28 protein-coding genes are annotated in these 26,580 nt (G+C 43.4%); 4 read left to right on the forward strand and 24 right to left on the reverse strand.

Going from position 1 to position 26,580, the window contains the following annotated elements:
* Positions 1–14 precede the first annotated feature (14 nt).
* Together ACMXYO_RS09920 and ylqF are read right to left on the reverse strand one after the other, a co-directional pair.
* A complete protein-coding gene (locus ACMXYO_RS09920; RefSeq protein WP_415884968.1) occupies positions 15–278 on the reverse strand; it encodes a hypothetical protein in 264 nt (87 codons plus the stop codon).
* Positions 278–1,204 carry a ribosome biogenesis GTPase YlqF gene (gene ylqF, locus ACMXYO_RS09925; protein ID WP_415884969.1) on the reverse strand — a complete coding sequence of 309 codons (927 nt, stop codon included), beginning with the start codon at positions 1,202–1,204 and terminating at the stop codon, positions 278–280. Before ylqF ends, ACMXYO_RS09920 begins: the two co-directional genes overlap by 1 nt.
* A 205-nt stretch (positions 1,205–1,409) precedes the next feature.
* Here ylqF and ACMXYO_RS09930 point away from each other — a divergent pair, with 205 nt between their 5' ends.
* From ACMXYO_RS09930 to ACMXYO_RS09945, 4 genes are all read left to right on the forward strand, one after another.
* Complete coding sequence (locus tag ACMXYO_RS09930; RefSeq protein ID WP_415884970.1) at positions 1,410–2,627, forward strand: EAL and HDOD domain-containing protein; 1,218 nt, start codon at positions 1,410–1,412, stop codon at positions 2,625–2,627.
* 194 nt (positions 2,628–2,821) lie between these two features.
* Complete coding sequence (locus ACMXYO_RS09935) at positions 2,822–3,445, forward strand: DUF2889 domain-containing protein (protein WP_415884971.1); 624 nt, start codon at positions 2,822–2,824, stop codon at positions 3,443–3,445.
* Between the two features lie 17 nt (positions 3,446–3,462).
* On the forward strand, positions 3,463–4,008 hold the full coding sequence (locus tag ACMXYO_RS09940; protein ID WP_415884972.1) for a hydrolase: 546 nt from the start codon (positions 3,463–3,465) through the stop codon (positions 4,006–4,008).
* Between the two features lie 150 nt (positions 4,009–4,158).
* The gene (locus ACMXYO_RS09945) at positions 4,159–6,111 is read left to right on the forward strand and encodes an acetoacetate--CoA ligase (protein ID WP_415884973.1); all 1,953 of its coding nucleotides are present in this window, start codon (positions 4,159–4,161) and stop codon (positions 6,109–6,111) included.
* A 30-nt stretch (positions 6,112–6,141) separates the two neighbouring features.
* Here ACMXYO_RS09945 and ACMXYO_RS09950 read toward each other — a convergent pair whose 3' ends face one another.
* The 22 genes from ACMXYO_RS09950 to ACMXYO_RS10055 all read right to left on the reverse strand — a co-directional run bounded on the left by ACMXYO_RS09950 (position 6,142) and on the right by ACMXYO_RS10055 (position 26,564).
* Positions 6,142–6,609 (reverse strand): DUF2846 domain-containing protein, encoded by a 468-nt coding sequence (locus tag ACMXYO_RS09950; RefSeq protein ID WP_415884974.1) that lies wholly within the window; start codon positions 6,607–6,609, stop codon positions 6,142–6,144.
* On the reverse strand, positions 6,602–7,105 hold the full coding sequence (locus ACMXYO_RS09955; RefSeq protein ID WP_415884975.1) for a DUF1499 domain-containing protein: 504 nt from the start codon (positions 7,103–7,105) through the stop codon (positions 6,602–6,604). Before ACMXYO_RS09955 ends, ACMXYO_RS09950 begins: the two co-directional genes overlap by 8 nt.
* Before the next feature lie 93 nt (positions 7,106–7,198).
* Positions 7,199–7,480, reverse strand: a complete 282-nt coding sequence (locus ACMXYO_RS09960; RefSeq protein WP_415884976.1) for a peptidylprolyl isomerase — start codon at positions 7,478–7,480, stop codon at positions 7,199–7,201.
* A gap of 79 nt (positions 7,481–7,559) precedes the next feature.
* The gene (locus ACMXYO_RS09965; protein ID WP_415884977.1) at positions 7,560–8,699 is read right to left on the reverse strand and encodes a hypothetical protein; all 1,140 of its coding nucleotides are present in this window, start codon (positions 8,697–8,699) and stop codon (positions 7,560–7,562) included.
* Between the two features lie 126 nt (positions 8,700–8,825).
* On the reverse strand, positions 8,826–9,500 hold the full coding sequence (bluB, locus tag ACMXYO_RS09970; protein ID WP_415884978.1) for a 5,6-dimethylbenzimidazole synthase: 675 nt from the start codon (positions 9,498–9,500) through the stop codon (positions 8,826–8,828).
* 41 nt (positions 9,501–9,541) lie between these two features.
* Positions 9,542–10,102 carry a CBU_0592 family membrane protein gene (locus tag ACMXYO_RS09975; RefSeq protein WP_415884979.1) on the reverse strand — a complete coding sequence of 187 codons (561 nt, stop codon included), beginning with the start codon at positions 10,100–10,102 and terminating at the stop codon, positions 9,542–9,544.
* A complete protein-coding gene (locus ACMXYO_RS09980; protein ID WP_415884980.1) occupies positions 10,102–11,109 on the reverse strand; it encodes a substrate-binding periplasmic protein in 1,008 nt (335 codons plus the stop codon). Before ACMXYO_RS09980 ends, ACMXYO_RS09975 begins: the two co-directional genes overlap by 1 nt.
* Entirely contained in the window at positions 11,090–12,568 is a 1,479-nt protein-coding gene (locus ACMXYO_RS09985; protein WP_415884981.1) for a hypothetical protein, read from the reverse strand. Before ACMXYO_RS09985 ends, ACMXYO_RS09980 begins: the two co-directional genes overlap by 20 nt.
* A 72-nt stretch (positions 12,569–12,640) precedes the next feature.
* Positions 12,641–13,150 (reverse strand): hypothetical protein, encoded by a 510-nt coding sequence (locus ACMXYO_RS09990; protein WP_415884982.1) that lies wholly within the window; start codon positions 13,148–13,150, stop codon positions 12,641–12,643.
* Between the two features lie 91 nt (positions 13,151–13,241).
* Positions 13,242–14,675 (reverse strand): aspartate kinase, encoded by a 1,434-nt coding sequence (locus tag ACMXYO_RS09995; RefSeq protein WP_415884983.1) that lies wholly within the window; start codon positions 14,673–14,675, stop codon positions 13,242–13,244.
* Positions 14,676–14,848: 173 nt separating this feature from the next.
* Positions 14,849–16,114, reverse strand: a complete 1,266-nt coding sequence (locus ACMXYO_RS10000; protein WP_415884984.1) for an inorganic phosphate transporter — start codon at positions 16,112–16,114, stop codon at positions 14,849–14,851.
* 18 nt (positions 16,115–16,132) lie between these two features.
* Positions 16,133–16,816, reverse strand: a complete 684-nt coding sequence (locus ACMXYO_RS10005; RefSeq protein ID WP_415884985.1) for a TIGR00153 family protein — start codon at positions 16,814–16,816, stop codon at positions 16,133–16,135.
* A gap of 292 nt (positions 16,817–17,108) precedes the next feature.
* A complete protein-coding gene (locus ACMXYO_RS10010; RefSeq protein ID WP_415884986.1) occupies positions 17,109–17,405 on the reverse strand; it encodes a hypothetical protein in 297 nt (98 codons plus the stop codon).
* A complete protein-coding gene (locus ACMXYO_RS10015) occupies positions 17,390–17,626 on the reverse strand; it encodes a hypothetical protein (protein ID WP_415884987.1) in 237 nt (78 codons plus the stop codon). Before ACMXYO_RS10015 ends, ACMXYO_RS10010 begins: the two co-directional genes overlap by 16 nt.
* Positions 17,627–17,683: 57 nt before the next feature.
* Positions 17,684–18,175, reverse strand: a complete 492-nt coding sequence (locus tag ACMXYO_RS10020) for a GNAT family N-acetyltransferase (protein ID WP_415884988.1) — start codon at positions 18,173–18,175, stop codon at positions 17,684–17,686.
* Positions 18,176–18,203: 28 nt separating this feature from the next.
* Complete coding sequence (locus tag ACMXYO_RS10025) at positions 18,204–19,073, reverse strand: M48 family metalloprotease (protein ID WP_415884989.1); 870 nt, start codon at positions 19,071–19,073, stop codon at positions 18,204–18,206.
* A 3-nt stretch (positions 19,074–19,076) separates the two neighbouring features.
* Positions 19,077–19,538 carry an SH3 domain-containing protein gene (locus ACMXYO_RS10030; protein ID WP_415884990.1) on the reverse strand — a complete coding sequence of 154 codons (462 nt, stop codon included), beginning with the start codon at positions 19,536–19,538 and terminating at the stop codon, positions 19,077–19,079.
* Positions 19,528–21,384, reverse strand: coding sequence for a CHASE2 domain-containing protein (locus ACMXYO_RS10035; protein WP_415884991.1), 1,857 nt, complete (start codon positions 21,382–21,384; stop codon positions 19,528–19,530). The genes ACMXYO_RS10030 and ACMXYO_RS10035 overlap by 11 nt, the downstream gene beginning before the upstream one ends.
* A 130-nt stretch (positions 21,385–21,514) precedes the next feature.
* Positions 21,515–22,030 (reverse strand): flavodoxin, encoded by a 516-nt coding sequence (locus tag ACMXYO_RS10040; RefSeq protein ID WP_415884992.1) that lies wholly within the window; start codon positions 22,028–22,030, stop codon positions 21,515–21,517.
* Between the two features lie 149 nt (positions 22,031–22,179).
* Positions 22,180–22,530 (reverse strand): ribosome hibernation-promoting factor, HPF/YfiA family, encoded by a 351-nt coding sequence (hpf, locus tag ACMXYO_RS10045; protein ID WP_415884993.1) that lies wholly within the window; start codon positions 22,528–22,530, stop codon positions 22,180–22,182.
* Positions 22,531–22,704: 174 nt separating this feature from the next.
* Positions 22,705–23,565 (reverse strand): DMT family transporter, encoded by an 861-nt coding sequence (locus tag ACMXYO_RS10050; protein ID WP_415884994.1) that lies wholly within the window; start codon positions 23,563–23,565, stop codon positions 22,705–22,707.
* Positions 23,566–23,642: 77 nt separating this feature from the next.
* Entirely contained in the window at positions 23,643–26,564 is a 2,922-nt protein-coding gene (locus ACMXYO_RS10055; RefSeq protein WP_415884995.1) for an insulinase family protein, read from the reverse strand.
* Positions 26,565–26,580: the final 16 nt, after the last annotated feature.

Consider the following 26,580-nt stretch of genomic DNA (forward strand, 5'->3'; position numbering starts at 1 on the left):
CTAAAAAGAGAGCGCTATTCAGCACTCTCTTCTTTAGATTTATTTAGTTCACGAATCTTATCAGCCAGTCTAGTTTTACGCTCAGGCTGCTTCTTACTAGCTGAGTTGTCATCAGCTTGACGCTGTTTTTCAAATACCGATTGATTCTTTTTCTTTTCCTGCTTAGCTTTGCGTCGTCTGCTATCGTAACTATCAGGATCAGCCAAACGCTCATTACGTGTTGGGCCTTCATTTGGAATAAAGCCTTTTGCTTTTCGGCTTTTCTTTAAACGTGCCATTAATTACTACCTTCTTTTTCCGCAGCTGCCTGCGCTTCTGCTTCTAATCGTTCTTGCTCTAATCTTTTCTGCTCAGCGATATGGCGTTTTTCTTCCCACTCTTGAACAGTTTCAAAACTTAATTTACCTAGTTTACCCGAACGTATTTCATTTAAGAGCAACGTTGAAGCTTTATTTCGATCAACAACACCACCTGGGCGCAAACACCCTCTTCGACGACCAATTTCGTCCAAAACACCTTCCGCAAGCTCCGGCATCTCTTTAAATTTAAAACGCTCTACTAATCGATCAGGATAATCATCTCGCATGAAGCCTGCGGCAAATATCGCCACGTCTTCATGTTCAATGGCCGTATCTTTGATTGCACCACTTGCTGCTAATCGATAACCCGAATCTACGTCTTCAATTTTTGGCCACAAAATACCTGGTGTGTCTGACAGAGCCATACCATTACGCGTCGTAAAGCGCGTCTGACTTTTTGTAACCGCTGGCTCATTGCCTACTTTGGCAATTTTCTTACCTAATAAGGCATTGATAAGCGTTGACTTACCAACGTTAGGAATGCCCATAATCATGGCTCGCACTGGGCGCCCCGATTCTGAGCGAGACGGTGCCATCTGCTTACAAATCTCAGCAATTCTATTGATCAGTTTCTTTTGAGAGTGATCAAGAGATATAGCTCGCGTATCAGGAAGACCATTAAAGTAATCAATCCATTCCTGAGTTCTTTTATCATCAGCCAAATCGCTCTTATTTAAGAGCTTTAATGCTGGTTTGCCTTTACGCAAAGTGTTAACCAATGGGTTTTCGCTAGATTGAGGCAAGCGCGCGTCAAGCACTTCAATAATTACATCCACCTCATCCATGACTTTGGCGATCTCTTTCCGGGCTTTATGCATGTGCCCTGGAAACCAATTAATACTCATTGGTATGTCCCGAATCTGTAAAAGTACACTATTATACTGCATGGAGAACGTGAATGTTGAACTGCGACCATTGGTAGCAAGTTACATTTCCTTTCTGGCCTAAAATAAGCGCAATATTACAATGAAATACTAGCCTCGCAGTTAATAGGTGATACACTTGAGGCATTTCGCTTTATCTTATTTTGCACAAGGACCCAGCACCTTTATGGAACCGTCAGAAAACTCTCAAGTGCTTATGGCACGTCAGCCTATTTTTGATCGTAATCAGAAGGTGGTTGCCTACGAGCTTTTGTATAGAACGGAAGACGCCCAAGGACATGCGCTATTTTCAAATAGCGAAGCTACCAGTGAAGTACTATTGAATGCATACACCAGCATTTCTGACTCTGGTGAGCTAAAGCGTGTACCAGCTTTTATAAACCTAACTAGAGACATATTGGTCGAACAGAAACTTCCTGAGGTTTCCAAGAAGCATATTGTTCTTGAGATCTTAGAAGATATCGAGCCAGATGAAGAGGTCATAGAAGCTGTAAGACAACTTCATAGTGAAGGCTACCGCATAGCTATGGATGATTTTGTTTACGATCCGAAATTTGATGCGCTTCTAGAACTTAGCCAAATCGTCAAAGTTGACGTTTTTGAATTGAGTACTGAGCAAATTAAAGAACAGGTTAAACAATTACGTCGCCACAAAGTGACATTATTGGCAGAAAAAATTGAAACCCACGAACAACTAGAAACCTGTATTGAACTAGGCTTCAAACTATTCCAAGGTCATTTTTTGAGTAAGCCTAAAGTCATTAAAGGCAAGAAGATTCAAGGCAGCCAAGTTGCTTTAATGCAGCTAATCCAAGAATTACAAAGCTCTAAAGCGACTCCAGAAAAGCTTGAAGAACTGATTATCCGAGATCCTGCCTTAACCTATAAGCTACTTCGTATTGTTAACTCCGCAGGTTATAGCCTCGTTAGGCAGGTTGAATCTGTAGCCGAAGCTATCGTGCTACTAGGCTTAGAACAAGTAAAAAAATGGGCTACTTTGATTGCAATGTCATCCAATCAAGACAAGCCAGAAGAGCTTTCTCGAAGCTTGCTAGTTCGTGGTCGCATGTGCGAAGAGATAGCCCAAGCTCAGAAGAAGAGCAACTATGGCAGCTACTTTATGGCCGGCATGATGTCTGGTCTACATGCCCTTTTAGATATCGAGCGTGAAACTATGCTGGAACAGGTTCCACTGGGTGATGATATCAAAAATGCGGTTAGCCTAGGCCAAGGAGAGATAGGCCAAATCCTAAGAAATGTAGTGAACTATGAAAACGGCGATTGGGATCTTTTACCAATGGATCTAGATGGCACCCTCTACGATCAAGCTTACCGTGCCAGCCTTGAATGGACGCAAGAATCCATGCAAGCAATGTACGAATAGCCACCTACCTTTCTAACTATTTCAGGGCAGCATTGACTGCCCTGAATTATTTTTACCTTAAACAAACCTATCTTTCGTCTAAAAAGAGCTAATTCATAAGATTTTTTAGGATTATTTACTGTGCTGATAGTGTTTTCACATTAGAATAGCCGCATTTAAAGTACCGCCCTTTTATATTATATAAAGCAGTAATTATGCCTTTACCAGCACCCGTTAATCGTACGCTTAAACACACCCGTAAAGTCGTTTGCGAAGGCCACAAAAGAGAAGATGGCTTATGGGATATTGAAGCCCATCTTGTCGATACTAAAACCTTCGATATGGATCACTACGGTCACGATGGCACTTTGGTTGCCGGCAAGCCATTGCACGGTATGGCGGTACGAATCACTGTTGATATGGATCTTAATATCTTAGATGCTGTAGCGTGTATGGATGACACACCATTCGAAAGCTGCAAGTCCATCTCTGATGCTTATACACAGCTTATTGGCCTACAAATTGTGCCTGGATTTACTAAACAAACCAAAGAACTGTTTAGTGGACGTAAAGGATGTACTCACCTTCTAGAGTTGTTAGGCCCACTGGCTACTGCGGCTTTCCAATCTACTCATCAAGAGCGAGAACTACTTGAGAACTTCTGGCAGGACGGTAGCAAAAAGCCACCGATGCTTGATACCTGTCATACGCTCGCGACTAATGGCGCCATTGTTAAAGAGATCTGGCCTCATTATTATGAGGAAGATCAGCTGGATACTTTGATTCCAGCAACTAACCTCGAACACGTAAAATGCTGCAATGAGCTAGAACCAGCATAAAAATAAGGCTATTTCGCATGCTAATACACCCGAATAAATCTTGTCTGCTGATCATCGATATTCAAGATAAACTGGTACCCGCAATCCATAAAAAAGAAGAACTGATTGAAAATACAATCTGGTTAACAGCGATTGCAAACAAGCTAAATGTACCCATTTTAACAAGCGAGCAATATCCTAAAGGCTTGGGCCATACTATTCCGGAATTAGCTGAGTTAATTCCATCAGAAGGCATTATGGCAAAAGAGTTTTTCTCCTGCATGTCGGAACCTTTTTGTAACGAAAAGATCAATTCCATCCGCCCTAACCAAGTTATTATTGCCGGCATGGAAGCGCACGTTTGCGTTTTACAAACAGCACTTCAGCTAAAACAACAAGCAAGAGAAGTTTATGTAGTGGCGGACTGTGTGTCGTCACGTAGCCCTGAAGATAAAGAACTCGCGCTTGATCGCATGCGCCACGCTGGCATACACGTAGTGAGTCGTGAGATGGTTGCCTTTGAGTGGATGCAAAAATCAGGAACTGATGAGTTCCGCGATATCAGCAAAAACTTCCTGCGCTAATATTCAGCCCTGTCGTCAATAGATGACAGGGCATACTCTTCCCAATCGAACACCCAATACCGGCAAAATTTTTTAAGCTCCAAGTCATATACAGGTAAACCCTTATTGTCTATTCTATCTTATAGACATTGATTCAATTAGGAACTGTATATGACACAGCCGTTGTGGAGCCCGAGCCAAGCACAAATCGAACAATCTCAGCTATATCAGTTTATGCAAAACATAAACAAAAACGGTTCGATAAAGCTAGATAGCTACTCAGAGCTTCACCGCTGGTCTATAGAAAACCCTGAAAGATTCTGGCTTAACATTTGGGAACAGTTCGATGTTATAGGCAGCACCGGGAACGCCCCATACTTGTTAAATGCAGACCTCATGCCCGGTGCTAAATGGTTCCCTGAAGCCCAGTTAAACTTTGCAGAAAACCTCTTAAAGTTTCGGGACCAAAACACCGCAATCATAAATTACAATGAAGCAGGTAAACGCTCTGATATCAGCTATCAAGAGCTTTACAAGCAAGTTGCTCACTACGCTGCGGGGCTTAAAAATTCAGGTATTACCAAGGGAGATGTGGTCGCAGGCTTTATGCCTAATATCACTGAAACCGTTATAGCGATGCTCGCAACGACATCGCTTAGTGCCATTTGGACTTCATGCTCCCCTGACTTTGGTGTGCAAGGTGTCATCGATCGCTTTGGCCAAGTAAAACCCAAAGTGATATTTACGACCCAGTCCTACCTCTATAACGGCAAACGCATTGACTGTTTAGATAAAATTTCAGGTATCGCCTCACGATTAAGTGAAAACACAACATTCGTCTTTGTGCCTTATCTCGAAGAGCCAACACCTGAATTCAGCCAGATAAAGAACGCTTCAGTACTGAGCGACTTTATTGATAATAACGCACACGAAGTCAATTTCGCGCCGGTTGAGTTCTCTGCTCCCCTTTACGTCATGTACTCATCTGGTACGACAGGTACACCTAAATGCATTGTCCATAGTGTTGGTGGCACGCTCCTTCAGCATCTCAAAGAGCACAAACTACACACAGATATCAGCCGGGATGATAATCTCTTCTACTTCACAACCTGCGGCTGGATGATGTGGAATTGGCTGGTAAGCGGTCTGGCCTGTGGTTGTACTATCACATTATATGACGGCTCACCGTTTGCCCCCTCTCCCTCTATTTTGTGGAATATGGCAGATAAAGAAAAGGTCTCTGTGTTTGGCACCAGTGCAAAATATATTGCAGCACTCGAAAAAGCAGGCGTCACACCAAAAGAAGAGTTCGAGCTTTCGGAATTGCGCGCAATTTTATCTACGGGCTCACCACTAGCCCACGAAAGTTTTGATTATGTTTATCGCGAAATAAAAACTGATCTTTTGCTGGCTTCAATATCGGGCGGTACAGATATCATCTCTTGCTTTGCTCTAGGGTGCCCAATACTCCCAGTCCATAAGGGTGAGTTACAATGCTTAGGCCTCGGAATGGATGTCGCCATTTTTGATGAAAGCGGCGTAGAAGTTACCCAGAAGAAAGGGGAATTGGTCTGCAAATCCCCCTTCCCATCGATGCCTATCTACTTTTGGGACGATGCTGATGATGTAAAATACCAAAATGCCTATTTCAACCAATTTAAGAACCGCTGGGCCCATGGTGATTACGGAGAAATAACCGAACACGGTGGCATGATTATTCACGGCAGATCGGATGCGGTACTCAATCCAGGCGGTGTAAGAATTGGTACCGCTGAGATATATGGTCAAGTTGAACGAGTTGATGGGGTGATTGAGTCTTTATGCGTAGGTCAACCCTGGGAAAACGATACACGCGTAGTCCTCTTTGTGGTTATGTCCGAGGGAACTCTGCTTGACGATAGTCTACGCAATACAATTAAGCAGACAATCCGCCAACACACCACCCCAAGGCATGTACCGGCCAAGATAATCCAAGTACCTGAAATTCCTAGAACCATCAGCGGAAAGATTGTTGAGCTGGCTGTTAGAAAGGTAATTTTAGGGGAAACAGTAACCAATAAAGATGCGCTAGCTAATCCCGACGCACTGGATTACTTCGCTAACTTACCGGAGCTAGCCAACTAACTCCGGCAGTGACGTCTTTTAAGGCAATGATCATTGCGGGTTGAGCTTATTGATTTCGTAGATCGCATCATCATGCTTCATAGGAGTAAGAAATAGCTGGTACTTAGTTTTTTCTAGCAACCCTATCGTTTTAGGGTCATATCTCACCTGAAACTTAAGGTATTTCTGCTCAGTATGATGAACTGAGAATTTACGTTTCAAATCTCGCTCGTCCCAGTTCGCTTTATCTGTTAACCCGGTGAATAGAATTTCGTGCATACCGGGCTCAAGTTCCACAACAATGTACTTCTCTAGTTTCAGCACCCCAAGACTTTTACCATCGATAAATACTTCGGGGTACTTCCAACCCAGCGGCTGTTTACCTGGATTAGGCGCTTCAGGTCGATAGATATAAACAACCGCATTGTTCTCAACTTCGGGTTTAACATAGCTAAAGCCATAATTGGTTCCGCAGCCACTGAGCACGATTGCTATAATAACGAGCAATACCTTATGCATCTACTGACTCCTTGATCTTCGTTAACTCTTTATCTAATTGAGAGGTAATTAATCGAACACGAGCTTTGTTTACACCGAAATCAGAATAGCCTTCCCTGGATGCTGAGCGAAAGTGCACAAGGCCCTCTTCCATATCGATTCGAACCTCAAAGTCGTCTACAAATCCAAGTATACGACTACTAAACTCAGCAGCGATATATCGGTTTTCCTTGATAATGCTCTTAACCACACCACCAGACCCTTCAATAATGTCAACCAGAACAGCTATTACAGCATCTGAATCCTTAACATTGGCGGGTAACGCCAAAGGCTCTATGTAATGGGTTGTACCCGAAAATTCACTACATACGCAATTAGGCTTACTACTGCATTTAGTTAAACGACTATCAACAATTCCTGCCGACTCACCGGTTCTTGACTTAAAGGATTTAAATCCAAATAAGATGAAAACGGAAACGATTATGAGCGAGATTACAGTCACTATAACTTTCAGCATGAAACCAGTATCCAAAGATTAAATAAACAGATACAAAAAAGTGCCGCTTAACGGCACTTTTAAGATGTTCAAGTTACAAGCTAAAAACTGAAATTAGTCTTCGCGGCTTGTCACTTCTAGTAGATGGTAACCGAACTGGGTTTTGATTGGTCCTTGAACAACGCCTACTTCACCAGTGAAAACTGCTGTATCGAATTCTGGAACCATCTGGCCACGGCCAAAAGAACCTAAATCGCCGCCTTGAGCACCTGATGGGCAAGTTGAATTTTCTTGTGCAGCTTTAGCGAAGTCCAAACCACCTTCAATTTCTGCTTTCAGTTCGTTACAACGTGCTTCTGAATCTACAAGGATATGTCGAGCTGTAGCGCGTGCCATTTATGTTCTCCTAAATCTATCAATCAAATTTGGTGCAGAAATTACCAAGCACCTAACAATATCGCAACACTAACCCGCTCTAATGTTGAGATCCACTAGAATCGAGCATTCCAGCGATAATTTTCTTATCGGAGAAACCATAACTCACTCTTGTCATAGCTAAAACTTGTGCGTCTGGAGGCGAAGGTTCTAAATAACCATTTTGATAACACCAACCTACATAAATTGCAGCTCGAGCAACCTGACCGTAAATAAGGCTCTCATTGAAGTAATTACAGGCATCGACGAAATTGTTCTTCGCTAAATGAATCTGCCCCATAGGGAAGTTTGCAAACGCATCACCTTTTTCCCTTCTCTGAGCATAGGTATCAACCATCTTTTTGGAAAAGTAGTTACTGATGTTGTCATAAAGCTGATTACAGAAATGCTGTTTAGATGCTTCGGTTGCATCTTCACACAAGATCGGTAAGTGATCTGCAACACCTGATAACATCCTTGGATAGTAATCATCCCGTTTTAGTGCCGCCCAGCGATCTTGTTCAAAGATATATCCGATAGAGATCAAGCGTCCTAAAGTATCATCTGGCTCGAAGTGCTCAGTTTTCACTTTTGACGCCCAATCGTCTGCTAGACGCTCATTATCCTCTCTTACATACTGCGATGCGCGATATCCGTAAAAGGCATGCTCTGCATGATGACCCATCTCGTGTAGCAACACATCAACAATCACACTTTCTAATAAACGCTCATGCTCTGCCTGAATCTGTTCCCTTTGTTCCGGCGAGGCACTTAGCCAATCAGCAGGCGATTTTGGCAGAGGACCAACAAAGGATGGATGATGACGCCAGAAATAATCACTGAAATATTGCTCCACCAACTCAGGTCTATTTAAAGACTCAGATAGCAAGTAAGCTTCTATGTAAGCGGAAAGACCTTTCAAAAATCGATCATTAATAATAATCAGAGGGGGGGTGTCATCGATAGCCAAAGCCATACCCGCAGCACGAAGATTTTCGACGACGGAAATTTCAACTGGAGCTAAAAGCTTCTGATCTTTATCCGGTAACTGCTTAAAAACAGGCACTATTTTGGCCTGCACAATCCGCTCAATCAACGGAGAAAACTGTGCGCTCGTACTTCTCACCTCAAGCGCGCTAACTGGCGGTATGAACAAGGTAAGTAAAGTGACAACGACAGTAAAATTGAGGACGAAACGCATATCGAACCTCCCTGCGGTCAACCTATAAACCGTTTAAATCTGTTTCAATTTAAACGGCGATATAATCAATATAGATCATTTTTCAAACAGCAAGGTTCATTTTCATTAACGCCAGATCGGCTAAAGCTAAGTTTTATTCCCCCAGCTATCAGTGAAAATCATATCTTCCAATTGGCTACGTTTTTCCCACTGAGCCAATTCAAGTTCCGGTTTTTTTAGAAACTCTGAGACATAACCCACACACAAATAAGCGACAGGGACTACACCTTCTGGGAGCTCAAGCAGCTTAGCCAATACATCCCTATCAATAATAGACACCCAGCCCACCCCTACATTTTCTGCTCTTGCAGCAAGCCAAAAGTTTTGTACCGCACAAACAGTACTATACAAGTCCATTTCGGCCTGATGGGTCTTGCCAAGCACAACGGGACCACCCCGCTTTCGATCACAAGTGATACAAACATTCAGAGGTGAATCGAGTATGCCTTGCAGTTTTAATGCTTGATATTGAACTTGTCGCTCGCCACTAAACATTTCTGCAGCTTCATCATTGGCCTTTTGAAAAGCATTAAAAACTTGCTGACGCTTAGCTTCATCACGAATCAGAATAAAGTTCCAAGGCTGCGATAAACCGACCGATGGAGCATGGTGTGCGGCATGCAAAATATTAGTCAGCACATCATCAGGTATAGAATTCGGTAAAAACTGACCTCGCACATCCCTGCGTCCGTATAACACTTGGTAAAAGTGCTCTCGCGCTAGTTCATCAATATCTAATTGAGGTGTATTTGGTTCAGACATGTTTTACCCATATAAAAAGAAAGCTGCCAACAGATGAGAAATTAAGGAGACAGCACATAACCTTCTCGCCCCTTATACCAGCCCCACAATGAGACTGAGGCCCAAACGATTTGTAACACTAATACCGGCCAGTTTACATCGGTATAAAGCTGCGGCAACAACATCACCGCCGCATAAGTATTGACGAGATAGTAGGACTGCTGACTTAACCGCCCTGCAGAAAATCGCCAGTAGCCTAAGCAATAAGCAATAGATGAACTCCAAGCCAAGATAGCCATTCCTTGCTGAGCATACGCAAACAGTAAGCCACCAGCTCCTGCCAGAAACATCACACCCAGTAGTCCATATAATTGGGCATTACTGAAAGGTAGACGCGGTAATACATAGTTTTTCATGGCAGCAAAACTAACCAACGCCCAAAACACATTAATCACAACCGCCTGCCAAGACTCTATCAGGTACGAGGAAGTAGCCACTAAAATTGCGGCAACTAAATTGGCCAGATAGTAATAATAAGAGGTTTTATTTTTAAGTAAGGAAAGCCAAGCATGAGCCAACAGGTAAAGTATTGTCCCAAGCCAGCCTAGTGTGACTGAAACCACTACTCTACCTCTAGGTGCATGTTTCTTACGAAAAGTGATCGACCCGCATGTGGTCCATCGACCACCTTCACCTGAGAATACTTCATCATGCCATCAAACACTTTTTCAGTGGCATGCGGCTTTAAAACAACATCATGCCAAGCTAACACCGTCGCCCTGCTGCCCTGAGGAATAACAAAGAACTGCTTATCTCCTTGAGTATTCATCTCATAGCCAGTAATTAAAGGAAAGCCTTCCGCAGGTACCAGTCGAACATAACCACTACCTTGAACATCTGCATTAGAGGTAAGCAGCTGTTCAATCATACCTTTCGACTTTAAACGCGCTAACGCCGAATTAAATCGCTGAATAAATTCCCGACCTTCATCATTAGCGCTAGCCACTAGATGAACACTGTCTGTACCGCGATGATTTTCGAGCAATTTAAACTCATGTAACAGATGAGGAAAGTGCTTATGGAACATCACTTTCGCAACCTCAATGCTGGCTGGTAATAGATCTATTTCACCTTTGGATAATGCCGTTAAAGCTTGAATATCACTGTTATAGACCTTAGCATTTTTCAGTAAAGGCTCAATTTCAGCACCATAGCTATAACCAGCGACTTTGCCTATTTTCTGTTGGTTAAAATCGATGGCTTTACCGGAATATTGCTGCCATTTAGAGTTATAAAAAAGACCATTCTCTACAGACATAAGCGGATCTGAGAACAACACCTCTTGCGAGCGCTGATCTGTTCTGAAATAGGGATAACTTAGTAAAACCTGCTGGTTTTTGACCAACTTATAGCTGAAGTAATAATCTAGGCTAGCTCGTTCAGCCTCCAACCCCATCTCCCAAAAGGCGAGCTGTACCACTCGGGAAACAACACCTTTCTCCTCCTCTTCACCATTAACAAACGGCTTCCAATCAGAAGTATAAACAGGCTGTGCTTGAAAAGGGCTAGCTACCGCCACATTCAAGATCAAGGCGATGACAGCAAAAGATTTAACGACGTTTGGCAACATAGTACACAACAAATAAAAGAATGATTGAGACAACACTGCTCAGTAAAAGCAGGTCAGTTTCCATATTAGCCACGCCACTCAAGAAACTAGAGGGCTGTTCATCTCTATAACCTAGCGCCGCATTTGATGTATAAGTACGGCTGTATTCAGAGATGGTGATCGCAAGATCGAACAGACTGATAAAACCGATCGCAACAAGAATTAGATCGGTGTAGAAGCTGCTTTTTTCCGAACGGGTTGCATGTATATCCTTAATTTTACTAGAGCAGACCTCAATCAGGCGCTCAGAATTCTGAACCATCTGATCATAATCCCAGCCAGCTAGGATATTCTCGAGCAGTAACTTTTTATCTCGGGTGAGATATTGGCAGTTCTCATGATAATCACTGATATGCATACGAGTCGTCGCACGTACCCCCGCCAATATATCTTCGGTGACATGGGTATTACTCTCTAGATAGGTATCCGAGATCGCCATATAAAGATTGGAATTACAGGCATGCTGTACTGCATAAAAGTACTGAGCTAATCCCATAGCCTCTAACTTGTAGTCTGACTTGTGACGCAGAGGCTTGTTCTTTTCATCGATCTCATCAACTAATACATAGTTAAGCCACACTAAGGAATCCATTCTATCCTGCTCAAGAATCTCTTTAGCGTGTTCTGGATGCGGTGTTTCAGCTAACCAGTTTTCAATAAGCGACTCATTTGCCTCCCTTTCAGAACGATCTAAACGCAGTAAGCGAGAACTCCATGGCTGATCGACATTAGAACCATCGGTTTCTTTAATATCGTTAAAGCCAGAGAAATCTCCCAAAGCTTCCAAATAGCTAACCTGAATCGTTTTAGGCAGATCACGAAGCGCTGGGTAAAGCTCGTCGCGATAGTATTTCGAAATCAGATAGGTTGATTGGGCTTGGGCAAATAGCTCTAGCGTCAGTTCAGTATCTTCATCGAGGAGTTGATAGATCTCTGGAAGCAAAACATGTTCACCAGGCTGGTGAGGCGCTTCTTGAATTAAGCCACACAAAGCAGCGATTCGATCCTGATAGTTAGACTCTGCCGAAGGAAGGCTAATTTCAGCACTCAAGGGTTGAGCGATATCTTCGAGTGTAGCAATGACATAATCCATATCCATAGTCACGGTCACCACAGACAAGGTATTGCTATAAACCTTCGCTTCAAGACTAAGCTGATCAGTAATTTCTTTAGTGTGAGTGAATAAACACAGAGTGTCTCGATCGTCAGAGCCAGTATTGGTGTAGGCCTTGCCCTGATTTTGATGCTGTACAGCAATGCGGTTTGATAGATCGCCTGATTCATCAAGCTGTTTTACCAATTGCTTTTGTAACACACCATCTAACTGCGAAAGAAATTGGCTATATTCCGCACTTCTTTCATTCACTCCCTGACGCAGATTCAAATGACTGCGGATTGGGGTCATGGTCACTAACTGCATTACTTACCCTTAATCTTTTAGATACTGAGCATTCTAAAATCAACGAGTTAGGAATAGAAGCGTGTTTACACTTTAAGCGATCACCGCACGATAAAGCTGAAGGACAAAAAGCATGACTAAACAGATCAACGCTGCCCATAAGGCACGGAGAAAGCGGTTACGTTTTAAATTACGCAGACCAGAGACTTTTAATAACTCATAAGTCAGCTCGACTCGCAGATCAGAACTTTCAAGCGCTTTAAGGTAATGGCCTGTCGATTCTGAATGCTCACTATCAGTGAAAAAGAGTTTCAAAACTTTACTGTGCTCAGCCCCCACTTTTGGTGCCGTATTGCGTGTAGGATATAAAACCGCACCAAATAAAATGATCGGCCCAATGACCAATCCCCAAGAGAGGATGATCGCCAATATGCTGGAGATGTAATCATCCCTTTGAGGCAACGTAGAACCGATTGTATGGATTAAGCCTGCTGTAAAAATGTAACCCACACCGACAATCTGCGCTTTAGAATCAAAGCTGCGCACGTGTTCTTCTGCAGATTTCAGTGCTGTATAAAGGAACTCTAGGGACTGCTTTTCCATCAGTTTTCGCCTTACCAAGAATAGTAAGCAGATTAGATGGAAATGCAGTAATAAAAAAGCCCGCTTTCGCGGGCTTTACAGAAGTTTGCGATTAAGCCGCAGTATTTACGTTCTGCGGGCTCTGCTCAATCAGAGCGGCATGCAATGCAATGATCGCCTTCTCGTAGTCATCTTCAGAGACAACACACTGCATCTCTACCTGACGGATAGACTGGTGAAGCGCCATTACGTTGATATCCGCTTCAGCCAAAGCACTTACTGTACGAGCAAGAATACCTTTAACCTTCATGTGTGAACCAATAGCTGAAACGATCGCAAGGTTGTGCAGACGGATCTGGCCTTCTGGGTACATCTCTTCCATTAGGCGTGCTGCACGGTTAACCATCTTACGAGAGCCACCTACATAGTACGTGATACTGTTCGCATCAGCGTCTTTATTGATCACGTAAAGTTTCAGCTGAGCTAGAAGCTTAGAGATCTCAATATCGTAAGCCGCATCGCCTAGCATCTCTTGGTCGAAGATTTCGATACCAAACACATCATTACGACCAGCGATAATCTCCACACGAGGAGCGTTGCTGTGGTAATCCTGACATATAACCGTGCCTTCGTGCTCTGGCTCAAATGCGTTCTTAATACGCAATTTAACACCGTTACGACGCAAACCTTTCGCAGCTTTTGGATGGATAGCTTCCATACCTAAGTTAGACAGCTGATCAGCCACATCATAGTTAGTCGCACCGATTGTTACAACGTTATCAGTACCGACTAGCATCGGATCTGCAGAACTTAGGTGATATTCCTTATGGATAATCGCCTCATCAGCACCTGTTACAGTCGCAATCGTGCTGAAAGTCATCTCGCTGTAACCACGGTCAAAAGTCTTCATCAGACCTTCTTCACAGTGCGTATAGCCAGTAGCAATCACCATCTCTTTGTCGATCTGAACATCAGCAAACTGAGTCTTAACCATCTCTTCAAACGGTAGAGGTTGATCTAAGTGCCAACCCGTCAGGTCAACAAAACGAGCATTAATGCCTGCATTACGTAGAACAAGTACAGAGTTGTATGCACTATGCGCTTCGCCTATAGATGCCAACATCTCACGCACTTTCATCAGATGCTCTTCCAACTGGAAGTGACCGTAAGTACAAAGGTGGTGCAGGCTCTTCATACAATCACGAACGTCATTCAAACGCTCGATTACAAATGCATCAGCTGCGTTTCGTTCAAATTCCATATCAGCGAAAAGTTCAGCGTTGATCTCTTCCATTTTCGCCTGAACTTTACTCAGCTCATCGATCCACGCTTGCTCGCTTTCAGCGTTAGCAAAACGCGCATAAACACCAGGCTCACCTGTTTTCTTGTGCTCAAGAAGATAGTTGGTAATACCGCCATAAGCTGACACAACAAAAATTCGGTTATACAGTTCCTCTGGTGTGGTGCGCTTACCCACCAAAATGGTGTCCATCAATTCCTCAAAGCGGCTCATGGAAGTGCCGCCGATCTTCTCAACTGTATGCATCTTCTTTCCGGATATTTCTGGTTCTAGCTTAGGGATTTACTCCCAAAGCAAAAAAATTGGGTCAAAATTTTACATCAATATGATGGATTTGTGATCATTTAATTGCTTTCAGACAGAAAAAAGCCCCATATTCTCGCGAATACAGGGCTTTTCTACTTAAAGCTGTTCTACGTTTAGGTAAACATACCTTTAAACATGAAGAAGAACATAATTGCTAGACCGGCACCTGCAGGCAGAGTTACTACCCACGATACGAAGATCGTACCTACAATGCGCAAGTTAAGTGCAGCCATGCCACGCGCAAGACCTACACCCAATACAGCACCTACCAACGTGTGAGTAGTGGAGATTGGCAAACCAGTACCCGATGCAAATACAACTGTCGTTGCAGCAGCTAGTGTTGCAGCGAAACCCCGGCTTGGTGTAAGTTCAGTAATGTTGTTACCTACCGTTGCGATTACCTTGTGGCCGTACATAACTAGACCAGCAACGATACCGCCACCACCAAGTAGCAAGATCCATACAGGCATTGCAGATTTCTGCGCCACTTCACCACCAGCAGATACCACACCTACTACAGCAGCTAGAGGACCAACAGCGTTTGCAACGTCGTTAGAACCGTGGGCGAAAGCCATTGCACAGGCCGTAAACATCATCAAAATACCAAACAGTTTTTCTACACTAGAAAAGTGATGTTCACGATCAGCTTCTGGATCAGGTGTAATACGCTTCTGCATGCGCATGCCAATCAGCATGATCACAACAGCAATACCGATAGATGCTAGTGCACTTTGACCCCAGCTAAGATCCAAACCAACGTGCTTAAGACCTTTAGTGAACGTCACCATGGAAACCATGAAACCCACTAGGAAGATGTAACCTGGAATATATTTCTTAGCGTTAGCAAAAGGATTATCAGTATCCAGTATCAATCGTTGCACACTTCTAAATAAGAAGAAGGCTATGAGTCCGGCTGTTACCGGCGATACTACCCAGCTTGCTACGATCTTAGATACTTTACCCCAGTTCACCGCATCAACAGAGATACCTACCGCAGCGAAACCAACAATTGCACCAACGATAGAGTGCGTAGTAGAGACAGGCCAGCCAAAGTGAGTTGCGATTAGAAGCCAGATACCTGCTGCTAATAGTGCCGATAACATACCAAACACAAGCAAATCCGGCGTTCCAGACAAGATAGCCGGGTCGATGATACCTTTACGAATTGTTGCTGTTACCGCACCACCCGCAAGGTAAGCCCCCATAAATTCGAAGATAATAGCGATCATGATCGCTTGCTTCAAAGTCAGTGCCTTTGAACCAACTGAAGTACCCATGGCATTGGCAACATCGTTTGCACCAACACCCCAAGCCATAAAGAAGCCAAATACACATGCCATAATGACAAGGATATGGCCGTACTGAGAAATGATTTCCATCTTTACTTACCGAATGAATTAACGAGCAACTAATAGCTGTAAACGACTACCAACCTGTTGTGCGCGATCTGCCAGGTCGCCGATTGAGCTAATAACCTGATAGAGGAACATTACATCTACCGGTGGAAGCTCTTTCTCGATGCTAAATAGTTTTAGGCGAATAGCACGTTCGTGTTCATCCGTGTTGTGCTCTAGGGCATCCAATTTTTCTAGCATTTTTTCGATGACATCAATCTCGTGGCCACCAAAACCGCTATTTACCAATTCGTCCAGTTCTTTAAGCGCAGTTAAAGCCTGCTCAGACGTTTGCAAAGCGACACGAACATAATCTTTCATATCTTGTTGCATCTCAGTTGGCACTTTCATTTGACGGCCAAGCATGATGCCTGCGATATCTTTAGCGCGATTTGCAATCTTGTCCTGCATACGAACAACTTCTAGAAGATCCGTACGAGGAACTGGAAGGAAAATACTTTTAGGCAGATTCTGACGAATCTCTTTCTTCATTGCATCCGCTTCGCCTTCTAAAACAGCGATACGTGCTTGTACTTTCTCTGCTTCATTCCAATCATCAGCGATAACTGCATCGATAAACGGAATAAGCTCAACGGCACACTCTTGCGCTTTTGCAATGTGATCCTGCATTGGTTTGAACGGTGAACGTGCAAACATCTGCAAGAATGGGGTACTGGTTGCTACCATACAACGCACCTTAAAAGTCTAAAAAAAAATTGAACACACCTGTGTTCAGGCGCGCGAATTATGACGGAATTATTGCGTAGAGTAATTACAGTTTTGTTACAAAACCGTCATTTTTCAGTAAAAAAACTGAAATATTTGATGCAAGGCAGACAAGCGATGTACTGCGAATATGCCTTGTAAATTCATTGCATCACAATGTATATACATAATGATGGCAAGGTTTATTTTAGATCTATTTCTTAGCTTCTTTTTTAAAAATATAAGAATCCATCCCCGACTGATTTCTATCAGATTAAAAATCCACTAAAGCTAATTCAGCACAATGATCTAAAAGTTCGTTTTCTCTTAAACAGAACCGCTTAGAAAAACCGGTACGTTCATGCTGGAGCAGATTGAACGTAGTCATTAATAAAGTACCTTCAGGCTTCAATAGAGCAAGCAGATTTCCCCATAATCCATCCGCTGGTTTATATCTGGAGATAACAATCGAATCGAACAACCCCAGACCTGACAGATCCACCGATTCCTCTTCTAGATCCAATTGAGCAGTTTCCACTTCCAAGCCCAACTTAGTCATAGCCTCAGACAAACGATCCAACCTACTTGAGAGATATCTGTTGCTACCGGGCTAAAGCCTTGTTTGGCCAAAAAGATAGAGGCAGCCCCATCTCCCGCTGCCAGATCTAATACACGACCTGTTTTTAAAAAACGCCACTGACGTTGTAGATATTCTGGTGCAACAGGCTCCGATTCTAGGCCTTGGCTTTTCGCCAAGTATCTTTGATCCCATTTTTGCTGTGCTTTGCTCATTGAAATCCTTAAAAATAGATATGCGCAGGAAAAAATTTATTAATAATGATTACTTAACTATAAAAATGCAGAACCAATCGTTTCGTAAGGTGAAAACCCTTGTTTCAACCAAAAACGATCAGCTTCAGGATTTCCGGGATGCCATCCAGCCTGAACAGAGGTCACCCCTTGAGCTTTAAGCCACTGTTTAGCTTCCGCGACCAATGCTTGCCCTATCCCTTTTCTACGCTGATCAGGTTCGACCCATAAATTAAACAAAACACTGCTATTAGGCTGAGTATAAGCTGTTTGCTGATTCAGAATGACGGCAATCGTCCCACAAACCTTATCGCCCTCAGCTATAAATACCATTGCATCATCTCTTTCTATACATTGCTCAAGCGTGTGACGGAGCTGATTTTCAAGATATTCAGGAACAGGCATACCAAATGGCTTAGCATGGTGAATAGGCAGATACGATGTAAGTTGCTGCCACTGCTTAAGCACAACATCTATTCGATCAGGCCCACACACGCTGATTAGAAAAGACTCTTTATTGGATAGATCCATTACAATTATTCCGATATTCCGCGTACATCTACTTTATCATTTTGGAATAACGATCATTAAGTTCTTTACCTTCTATATAAGTCATCTTATCCGCTAACTTATGCAGTTCTGACAAACGATCTTCAGCGCTTGGGTGGCGCTTACTAAAAGCCTGCCAAAACGAACTATCATCCTGTTGAGCATCTATCTTTTGCAATACCGCGATATAAGCCATGGGATCGTAGCCAGCTCTGGCGGCAATCACCATGCCCATTTTATCCGCTTCTAATTCATCACTTCGAGCCAAACCATCACTGTAAACATCCTGAATAGTATTCAGCAGTTTATTTTCAACTGAGTGGTCACCAAATACCGTAGTTCCACTGCTATCTGAATCGCTTTGACTGTCACGCAAGAACCGAGCAAGATCTGCCGCAATACCGATCTTAGCTTCCTTCTGAATAGCACGGAGATGGTGCTTTTGAACCACATGTGCAATTTCATGAGCTAGCACACCTGCAAGCTCAGCTTCGCTCTCCAACTGCTCTAAAGTCCCCGTTGTAATATAGATAAATCCACCGGGCGTGGCGAAAGCATTAAAACTATCATCTCGTAACACTGAAAAGGCCCAAGGGATATCAGATCGTTCAGTTTGTTGAGCAAGCCACATTCCCACTGAATTCACATACTTTTGAACATCTCGGACGTTATATATGGAGGCTTTTTGAAGCAGAACGACACTCACTTCCTCACCGATCTCCACTTCTTCAGCCAAGCTTTTCTCAAATAGATCGGTCGATTTTTTACCAGCCTCCATTAAAGGAGTCAGATTAATATTATTGACCTGACAGCCGTTTAAGCCCAGCAATAGAAAACTGGCAACAACCCCTTTGATAGCGTTTTTTTTCAATGTAAACATAAGCTACTCCACATAATTCATGCTTCGTGCTTTCAATCCCCCTGCCTGCGCAAACTTGGCAGCTGTTTTTGCACTCACTTTATAGCCTTTTACTTTACTAAGGGAGACACCTGATCCACTCGATATAATCCCGCCTTCATCCAGCCCTCTAACACCCGTAGTCAGGGTTGTTTTTGAGCGGTACTGCATATTACCAGCAACTTGTTTCGTGCTGGGCTTACTGACGTACCGAAGGTTTATCATTTTCACCCAACCAGAGTGAGCATTACCCGTTCGTACTTCGTACCAACCACCGCTTCGTCGCAGAATATTTACAGAGGATTTTTCAGAGAGTTTCGTAACGACAGTGCTAGAAATTGAGGGAGTTTGGTAGACAGAGATATCTCTAACTGTGTAGGCAGTTTGAGCAGTCGCCCAAGTGGAGCACATAAATGGAAGACCGATAATTAGTAATTTAAGGTTCATCACTCAACCTCCTTGGCTGATAGACGGTTACCAATTTTTCCCGGCCTTTAACCTTATAGTCACCAATCAGCTCGAAGTCAAAAGCATCCCCACACGCCTGTCGAGTTTCTTCAGAAACCAAAATCCTTCGATCTGTTTCTTTAGTCAGTCCTTCGATGCGACTGGCTACGTTCACAGCATCACCAATGGCAGTGTAATCGTAGCGACTTTGGGTACCTATTGCCCCAACAACGACCTCGCCCGTATGGAGACCAATACCTATATCGAAATCAAATAAACCAAACTCCCGTCTAAAGCTGACCATTTGATCCACCATATCCAAAGCCGCATTCACAGCAGCAATCTCTTGACCGGGATTTTCAATAGGCTCACCCCAAAACGCCATAATGGCATCACCGATAAACTTATCGAGCGTACCTTTATGCAGAAAAATAACTTCTACCTGGCGAGAAAAGTAATGATTTAGAAGTTCTACAATTTCGGTTGCACTGCGATATTCCGAAAGATGAGTAAACTCACGGATATCGGTAAACAAAATGGTTACCCGTGTACTTTTTCCTGCCAAAGCTTGATCGGTAATTCCTTGCTCAAGCAAAATCTTAACTACTTTCGGGTCCAAAAAGCGGCCAAAAATATCGACCGTTTTTTTCATCTCCCTTTGTTGCTGCAATAAGCGGAATGCGTAAAAAGAAACCGCAACAAATATATAAGCCACCAGCCAAGTCATAACAGGGAACATCATCCCTTCCATGATCAAAAGCAGATAACTGAACAGCACGTTTACTCCGATTAAAACGCCTATTCCGATGAGTGCGTAATAGAAGTTTCCCACATGAACTAACAACAGCACTAAAACACCAAAGCTTACGCCCACAATCACCAAAACTAGGAAAGCATCTACCGGTTGAAGAAAACTCTGATCCATAAAGTTATTAATAGCCGTAGCTAAGATAAAAACACCGGGGTAAGTACTAGTAATGGGTGTGACTTGGATATCATGTAAACCCGCTGCAGTTGAGCCGATAACAATAATTTTGTCCTTAAAATAGTTAGGCTGTTTAAAATCATCGCCTTGACTTAATTGTGTATACACTTCGCTATAAGAGAGTCTGGGATAGGGTTCTCCTTTGCCTTGATACCAATCGATCCAAATTGACCGCTCTTTTATTTCAAAACCATTCAGGTCAACAGCGATTCGCGCTGGCATCGTCATAATGCCCCAATCAGATATAGGATGAACTGCAGCGTACTTCCGCCCAACCCCATCATCATCCGGATGGAAATTAATACTACCTAAACGCCAAACGCTCGCATCAACCGCATAAGGTAAGACCAAACTTGCATGAGGAATAGACGAAACTTTATCTGGCTTTTGAATGGGGACGGTTTCTGGATATTGGTCTAAACGCGGAAACAGATGATCAGAATAGGTTTGCAGATGTAAGAACGGTAGATAGACATTATTCGATGCAGCCAATACTTCACTAAAATACTGATCACTTTCTGGGTTAAAAATATCTCTATCAGCAAATAACACATCAAAGATCACTGCTGCAGGTTCCTGTAACTGTATCAACTCCACCAGCTCGGCATGTACGGCCCTTGGCCAAGGCCAACCACCCGCAATAGGCGCAAGATTATTCAAGCTCGCATCATCTATATCGATGACTACTATTTGCTCACTTGTTACTCTTTTCTCTGCTCGCTGTTGGAGCGTTAAATCGAGCCAGTAATTTTCTAATTGTGGAAGCAGTGGTGATTGGAAATTAAAGGCAACAAATAGGCAAAATAAAATACTCAGCACTGAGATCGCTTTAATTTCCGAGCGGAGTTTGCTGGCGGGCATAGCTATCCCTATCTGACCTAGTTTCTTACTACCTTATAGAAAGTAGCTTTACTACAGCATAGGTCAGAGAACGACAGACACAAAAAAGCCCTGTAAAACAGGGCTCTTAATACTCAGGTCGCTGAATAGATTAGAAAACGCCTAGCTCTAATTTAACTTGGTCTAACCAATCGGAGATGCGTTCATCAGTTTGATCACGCTGCCAATCTTCATCTAAAGCCAAACCAATAAAATGTTTTTTGTCGTCTGTTAATGCTTTAGATTCTTCGAATTCATAACCCTCAACAGACCAGTGACCAACAATCTCAGCGCCTTTAGCTACGATTTTATCATGTAGCATACCCATTGCATCGACAAACCATTCAGGATAGCCAAACTGATCACCAAGACCGATAAAGGCAGCCTGTTTACCACTGAAATCCAATTGGTCCACTTCATCCCATACTTCCAGCCAATCTTCCTGAACTTCACCATAATCCCAAGTAGGTATAGCAAAAATAAGAATATCAAAGTCTTTTGCAGCAGAGAGCGAACTATCTGCGACATCAAATAACTCTAGTTCGCCGGCATCCCAACTACCTTTTATCTTATCTGCAATATCGCCAGTATTACCTGTTGTGGTGCCGTAAAATAACGCTGCCTTCACTACCTACTCCAATACCTACACGCTAATGATAACGGTTATCATTATCCATCAAATCACGGTATAGATGCAAGCCTGATGCATATAAAATTTTGTTCTAGAAATAAAAAAGCCCAGCATATAGCTGGGCTTTAGAAACTTAAAATCCTAGATCAGGCTAAGCTGAGTTCCTCATCCGCTTCCATTTCAACTGTAGCGGCAGGTCTCTGATTCCCTTTCTTATTCACGTTTTTCTGGTGAATCCTATCTAGCTGACGATCAATTTTATCAGCCATCGCATCCAGAGCAGCATACAAGTTATCAGCGGATGCTTTCGCAAAGATATCTTTACCTGCTACGTGAATTGTTGCTTCAGCAACGTCCTCACGATCATTTTTTTCAATAATAACGTGAGCACTAGTAATAACTTCGTAACGTTCTTGGCTGCTGTTCAGCCATTCCTCTACTTTCTCTTTTACACTGTCAGAAACTTTAGCATTGCGGTGAGTAATTTTGATATTCATGTGCAAATCCTTAATGCCTTGTTGCAGTGAGAGCGCTATGAATTAATGTTTTTGTGCGCCCCTGTACACTTACAGTAGTACCATTCTGACAATGGATTACAAGTACTTTTTTCACTTCATGAAGAAAAATTGATAGCTGACAGGTAAAACTGTTCAAACACCAAACAGTTGTTACTAGGATTTAACAGTTTTACGGGAAGAAAGGGACAACAATCCAGCCGAAAAAATTAAGCACAAGCCGATTAAGCTGTAGACGCCTAAGACTTCATCCCATAATAGCCAGCCAAACAGCGCAGCAAAAACCACCGAAGCGTATGTATAAGGCCCCAACTGACCCGCAGGCGCAAGACCATAACCTTTACTCAATAACAGCTGAGCAACAGTTGAGGTAATAGCCATCAGTAATAACCAACCCAGCTCAACTAAATTGGGCGTAACCCAATTGAGCATGGCCGGCGGCAAAGCTAAAACAGTACTAAATAAAGCAAAATAAAAAACGATCCGACTGGCTGGTTCTGTATCGCTCATCCTACGGATAATAACTTTTGCCAACGCCCCTAACATCGCGCCAAAAAGCGCAATCAAAACGGCAACATTGAGCGTTCCCTGACCGGGATTCAACACTAGAAAAACGCCACAGAAACCAACACATATTGCCAGTTTCACCATTCCTGAAATCTGTTCACCCAACCACCATAAGGCGAACAAAGGAATAAAGAACGGAGCCGTTTGTTTAATCAGGGCCGCCTCTGCTAAAGGTAAGTGCCCCCATGAATAGTAGAGACACATCATAGCCGTCACACCGACCGCTGCGCGCGCGATATGCAATCGAAGAGAGCTCGTTTTTATCGAGGAGATCCCATTTCGCAACAACCAAGGCATCAATAAAATTAACGCAAAGAGGTTACGGGCAAAAACGATGATTTCAGTAGGTAGCTGATGAGTGATCTGCTTTACGACCATGCCAGAACAGACTAAAAACAGTTCTGACAAAATGATAAACAGCGCACCTTGATAAAGCGCTTGTCTGGGCATAGAGGCTTGAGGATTCTTAAGGAATAAATGACTAGCGATCAAAGTCTACCTTGATCGCTAGCCGAATTTTACCTTAATTAGACTTCAATTACTTCAAAGTCGCTGGAAAGACTGTCTGCCTGCTCTTTACTGGTGATCACTGCCACACTGCCCTCTTTATCCAAAAGATAAGTTTTGGCAACACGCTTTAGATCATCCAATGTCACATTCAAGATACGCGCACGAAACGCTTTACGCTGCTCAGGCGTACGTCCAAACAAAGCGCTGTGGAATGTCTGCTTAGCTTCACCAGCCGGTGATCCTGGCTTATCAATCGAGCTGACAACACCCAGAATCGCTTCTTCTAATTTCTGAGCATCATGATCAGTCTCCAGAAGCCATTTCACCGCACCATCAAAGTCATCCAAGGTTTCAGATAAACGAGGATCACGGTAAGAGAAGAAACGGAAAGCCGCATCACCTGAATCCTGACCAGCCCCAGAACCGTAAGCGCCGCCTTTCTCACGAATAACGCGGTGCAGATAGCCATTACGCAAGAAGTCCCCCAAGATTGTAAGCGGTGCAGAATCAGGATGATCTACCGCCACCGTGGGGAATGCTTTAGCACAGAAGCTTACCTGTGTACTGGTAACCCAAGCTTGTTTCACCTTGCTACGTAACTCTGGCAGTAAGAACCCTGCAGAGGTTTCACTCGGCACATCTGCCCAGATAGACTCTAAGTAGCTCTGAACACTAGCCTGATACTCATCTTCAGCCACTACTAGGTATTGGCGTGGGGCAAGCTGGATCTTGCTATGCAACTCTTGGAGACGTTGTGAAAGCTGTTTAAGAGCATCTTCATTCTCTAGCTGATCATCCAGCTGCTTGTAATAGCAGATAGACTCAAGACCTTTTGTTGCATGAGACAGTGCTGCAGCCGGGCTCATCTTCGCTGCTGCAGCCATCATTGCGAATGCATGGCCTTGCCCGGTGATACCTTGTTCTTTACGAGTACGTTGTTGAGATACCACTTCACGAATACGAGGCAATTCATCAAAGCGTGCAAATTGCAGCGTCTCTTTCAGCAGATCCAACAACGCCTCATGTTTAGACACTAAGGCTTTGCCTGTTAATGTGAAGTAGCCTTTTACATCCTGCTCATTATCAGGTGCCCCCCTGACTGAAGCAAAACCATGAACACCACCGGTCACTTCTGTTTGATACTGCTGATTCTCTTGATAAGTACGATCACCACAGCCCAATTCAGTAAGAAGATAGCTGTATAGAGGCAGTATGTGCTGCTCATCTTCCGTTAACCGCGGAAGCTCCATAATCACCTGCTGATAAACAATACCGTTGGTGCCTCGATCATAACGCGTCAAAGGAAGCGTAGAATCAACCGCAACTGCTTCTGGAACAGACATCTCATCTGGTACATCGGTCAATGTCACTTTCGGTAGAATCGATTCATCATCGACCTGTTCTTGTCGCTCCGCTAGCTCAGCAGCACGATCAATTAGCCGTTGTTTATCGTCATCTGATAAACCCGCTTTAATTTGAGCCAACTGCGCTTTCTCTGCAGCATCACGACTAGCTGCTAGTTTGTTGTCTGGGCGTAAAGTCAAACGAACGCGATGCGGGTTATCTAAAAGCTCCTTAACCATGGCCTGAACGAAGTCAGGTTGTTTGATCGCTTCACGCAGCTTTTCTAGCACTGGATCAAGGTTCAGAATAGCGATTGGATCACCCTTGTTAACAGCGGCCCCGAGCGAAGACATGATCAAACTCAGGCCATAAGGATAGCCATCACCATTAATTTCGCGCTGTTGCAGCTCTAACTGATGCAACTGGGCTTCCAGCATAGCTTGAGGTACACCCTCTTCAGCAACCTCCTGCAAGGTATCCAATACCAATTTTTCAAATTCTACCGCAGATTCGGGCTCACTGCCTTCAATACCGCACATGAAGCTCATTTCACGATTGGAATCTTCTAAACCACATAATGGCGAAGGCGCGCTGCCTAGATCAGTTGATTCAAGCGCATAACGTAGCGGAGAAGCACTATTATCTAGTAACACACGTGACATAAGGTGTGCTTTAAGTTGTGCTTCTAAATCATTGGAATGACCAAGTAGCCAAGCTAAAACATGGTGTGTTTTACCACTTAGATCCTCTTGGTCAAGGTCATAACCTTCTTCCACCCGCAATGGCGAGTGGTAGCGTTTCTCATCATGAATTTCGATAGAGGTGCCCAGCTTTTCAAAACGGCTTAGCGCTTTCTCTTCAAAAAAGCCCTGAAGCTCAGCAGCTGGGATATCACCAAACGTCATAATGACCGCATTACTCGGGTGGTAATGGGTTTTATAAAATTCAATTAGCTCATCATAACTTAGATCAGGGATGCTCTCTGGCTCACCGCCGCTGTTGTGATGGTAAGTTGTCGTCGGAAAAAGATACTTAGTCACTGATTGCCACAAACGAGAAACCGGTGAACTCATTGCACCTTTCATCTCGTTGTAAACAACACCTTTGTATTCCAAATCGGATTCAGCATCACCGGTTTCAGAAAACTCAATACGATGGCCTTCTTGTTCAAAATCCAATGGATCTAAACGACTAAAGAAAACAGCATCAAGATAGACATCTAACAGGTTAAAGAAATCTTTGCGATTTTGACTAGCAAATGGATAAGAGGTCCAGTCACTGCTCGTCATGGCGTTCATAAATGTATTAAGTGAACGGCGCGTCATCATAAAGAACGGATCACGTACGGGGAAACGCTCACTACCACACAAAGCGGTGTGCTCTAGAATATGCGCAACACCTTTTGAGTCTTCCGGAACAGTCCGCAGACCAACAAGGAAAACATTCTCAGTATGATCTGCCGCTATATGAAAGTGCGAAAGGCCAGTCTTCTTATGCTCGTATTCCGTTACATCGATTCCTAATGACTCGATCTTTTCAGATCTAACAAATTCAAAAGATGAGTGTGATTCTACGACTGTATTCGATTGCGTCATGAAAATACTTGATCCT

It is taken from the genome of Neptuniibacter sp. QD37_6 (assembly GCF_047778085.1).
Lineage (GTDB): Bacteria > Pseudomonadota > Gammaproteobacteria > Pseudomonadales > Balneatricaceae > Neptuniibacter.

Bases quoted from the DNA above. Each gene is read 5' to 3' on its own strand.
- ACMXYO_RS09945 (WP_415884973.1), top strand. From the start codon at position 4,159: ATGACACAGCCGTTGTGGAGCCCGAGCCAAGCACAAATCGAACAATCT.
- ACMXYO_RS09930 (WP_415884970.1), top strand. From the start codon at position 1,410: ATGGAACCGTCAGAAAACTCTCAAGTGCTTATGGCACGTCAGCCTATT.
- ACMXYO_RS09995 (WP_415884983.1), bottom strand. From the start codon at position 14,675: ATGCATACAGTTGAGAAGATCGGCGGCACTTCCATGAGCCGCTTTGAG.
- ACMXYO_RS09935 (WP_415884971.1), top strand. From the start codon at position 2,822: ATGCCTTTACCAGCACCCGTTAATCGTACGCTTAAACACACCCGTAAA.
- bluB (WP_415884978.1), bottom strand. From the start codon at position 9,500: ATGTCTGAACCAAATACACCTCAATTAGATATTGATGAACTAGCGCGA.
- ACMXYO_RS10050 (WP_415884994.1), bottom strand. From the start codon at position 23,565: ATGCCCAGACAAGCGCTTTATCAAGGTGCGCTGTTTATCATTTTGTCA.
- ACMXYO_RS10035 (WP_415884991.1), bottom strand. From the start codon at position 21,384: ATGCCCGCCAGCAAACTCCGCTCGGAAATTAAAGCGATCTCAGTGCTG.
- ACMXYO_RS09950 (WP_415884974.1), bottom strand. From the start codon at position 6,609: ATGCATAAGGTATTGCTCGTTATTATAGCAATCGTGCTCAGTGGCTGC.
- ACMXYO_RS09985 (WP_415884981.1), bottom strand. From the start codon at position 12,568: ATGCAGTTAGTGACCATGACCCCAATCCGCAGTCATTTGAATCTGCGT.
- ACMXYO_RS10030 (WP_415884990.1), bottom strand. From the start codon at position 19,538: ATGAACCTTAAATTACTAATTATCGGTCTTCCATTTATGTGCTCCACT.
- ACMXYO_RS10015 (WP_415884987.1), bottom strand. From the start codon at position 17,626: ATGAGCAAAGCACAGCAAAAATGGGATCAAAGATACTTGGCGAAAAGC.
- ACMXYO_RS09955 (WP_415884975.1), bottom strand. From the start codon at position 7,105: ATGCTGAAAGTTATAGTGACTGTAATCTCGCTCATAATCGTTTCCGTT.
- ACMXYO_RS09980 (WP_415884980.1), bottom strand. From the start codon at position 11,109: ATGTTGCCAAACGTCGTTAAATCTTTTGCTGTCATCGCCTTGATCTTG.
- ACMXYO_RS10005 (WP_415884985.1), bottom strand. From the start codon at position 16,816: ATGGTAGCAACCAGTACCCCATTCTTGCAGATGTTTGCACGTTCACCG.
- ACMXYO_RS09960 (WP_415884976.1), bottom strand. From the start codon at position 7,480: ATGGCACGCGCTACAGCTCGACATATCCTTGTAGATTCAGAAGCACGT.
- hpf (WP_415884993.1), bottom strand. From the start codon at position 22,530: ATGAATATCAAAATTACTCACCGCAATGCTAAAGTTTCTGACAGTGTA.
- ACMXYO_RS10000 (WP_415884984.1), bottom strand. From the start codon at position 16,114: ATGGAAATCATTTCTCAGTACGGCCATATCCTTGTCATTATGGCATGT.
- ACMXYO_RS10025 (WP_415884989.1), bottom strand. From the start codon at position 19,073: ATGTTTACATTGAAAAAAAACGCTATCAAAGGGGTTGTTGCCAGTTTT.
- ylqF (WP_415884969.1), bottom strand. From the start codon at position 1,204: ATGAGTATTAATTGGTTTCCAGGGCACATGCATAAAGCCCGGAAAGAG.
- ACMXYO_RS09940 (WP_415884972.1), top strand. From the start codon at position 3,463: ATGCTAATACACCCGAATAAATCTTGTCTGCTGATCATCGATATTCAA.
- ACMXYO_RS10055 (WP_415884995.1), bottom strand. From the start codon at position 26,564: ATGACGCAATCGAATACAGTCGTAGAATCACACTCATCTTTTGAATTT.
- ACMXYO_RS09965 (WP_415884977.1), bottom strand. From the start codon at position 8,699: ATGCGTTTCGTCCTCAATTTTACTGTCGTTGTCACTTTACTTACCTTG.
- ACMXYO_RS09920 (WP_415884968.1), bottom strand. From the start codon at position 278: ATGGCACGTTTAAAGAAAAGCCGAAAAGCAAAAGGCTTTATTCCAAAT.
- ACMXYO_RS10020 (WP_415884988.1), bottom strand. From the start codon at position 18,175: ATGGATCTATCCAATAAAGAGTCTTTTCTAATCAGCGTGTGTGGGCCT.
- ACMXYO_RS09990 (WP_415884982.1), bottom strand. From the start codon at position 13,150: ATGGAAAAGCAGTCCCTAGAGTTCCTTTATACAGCACTGAAATCTGCA.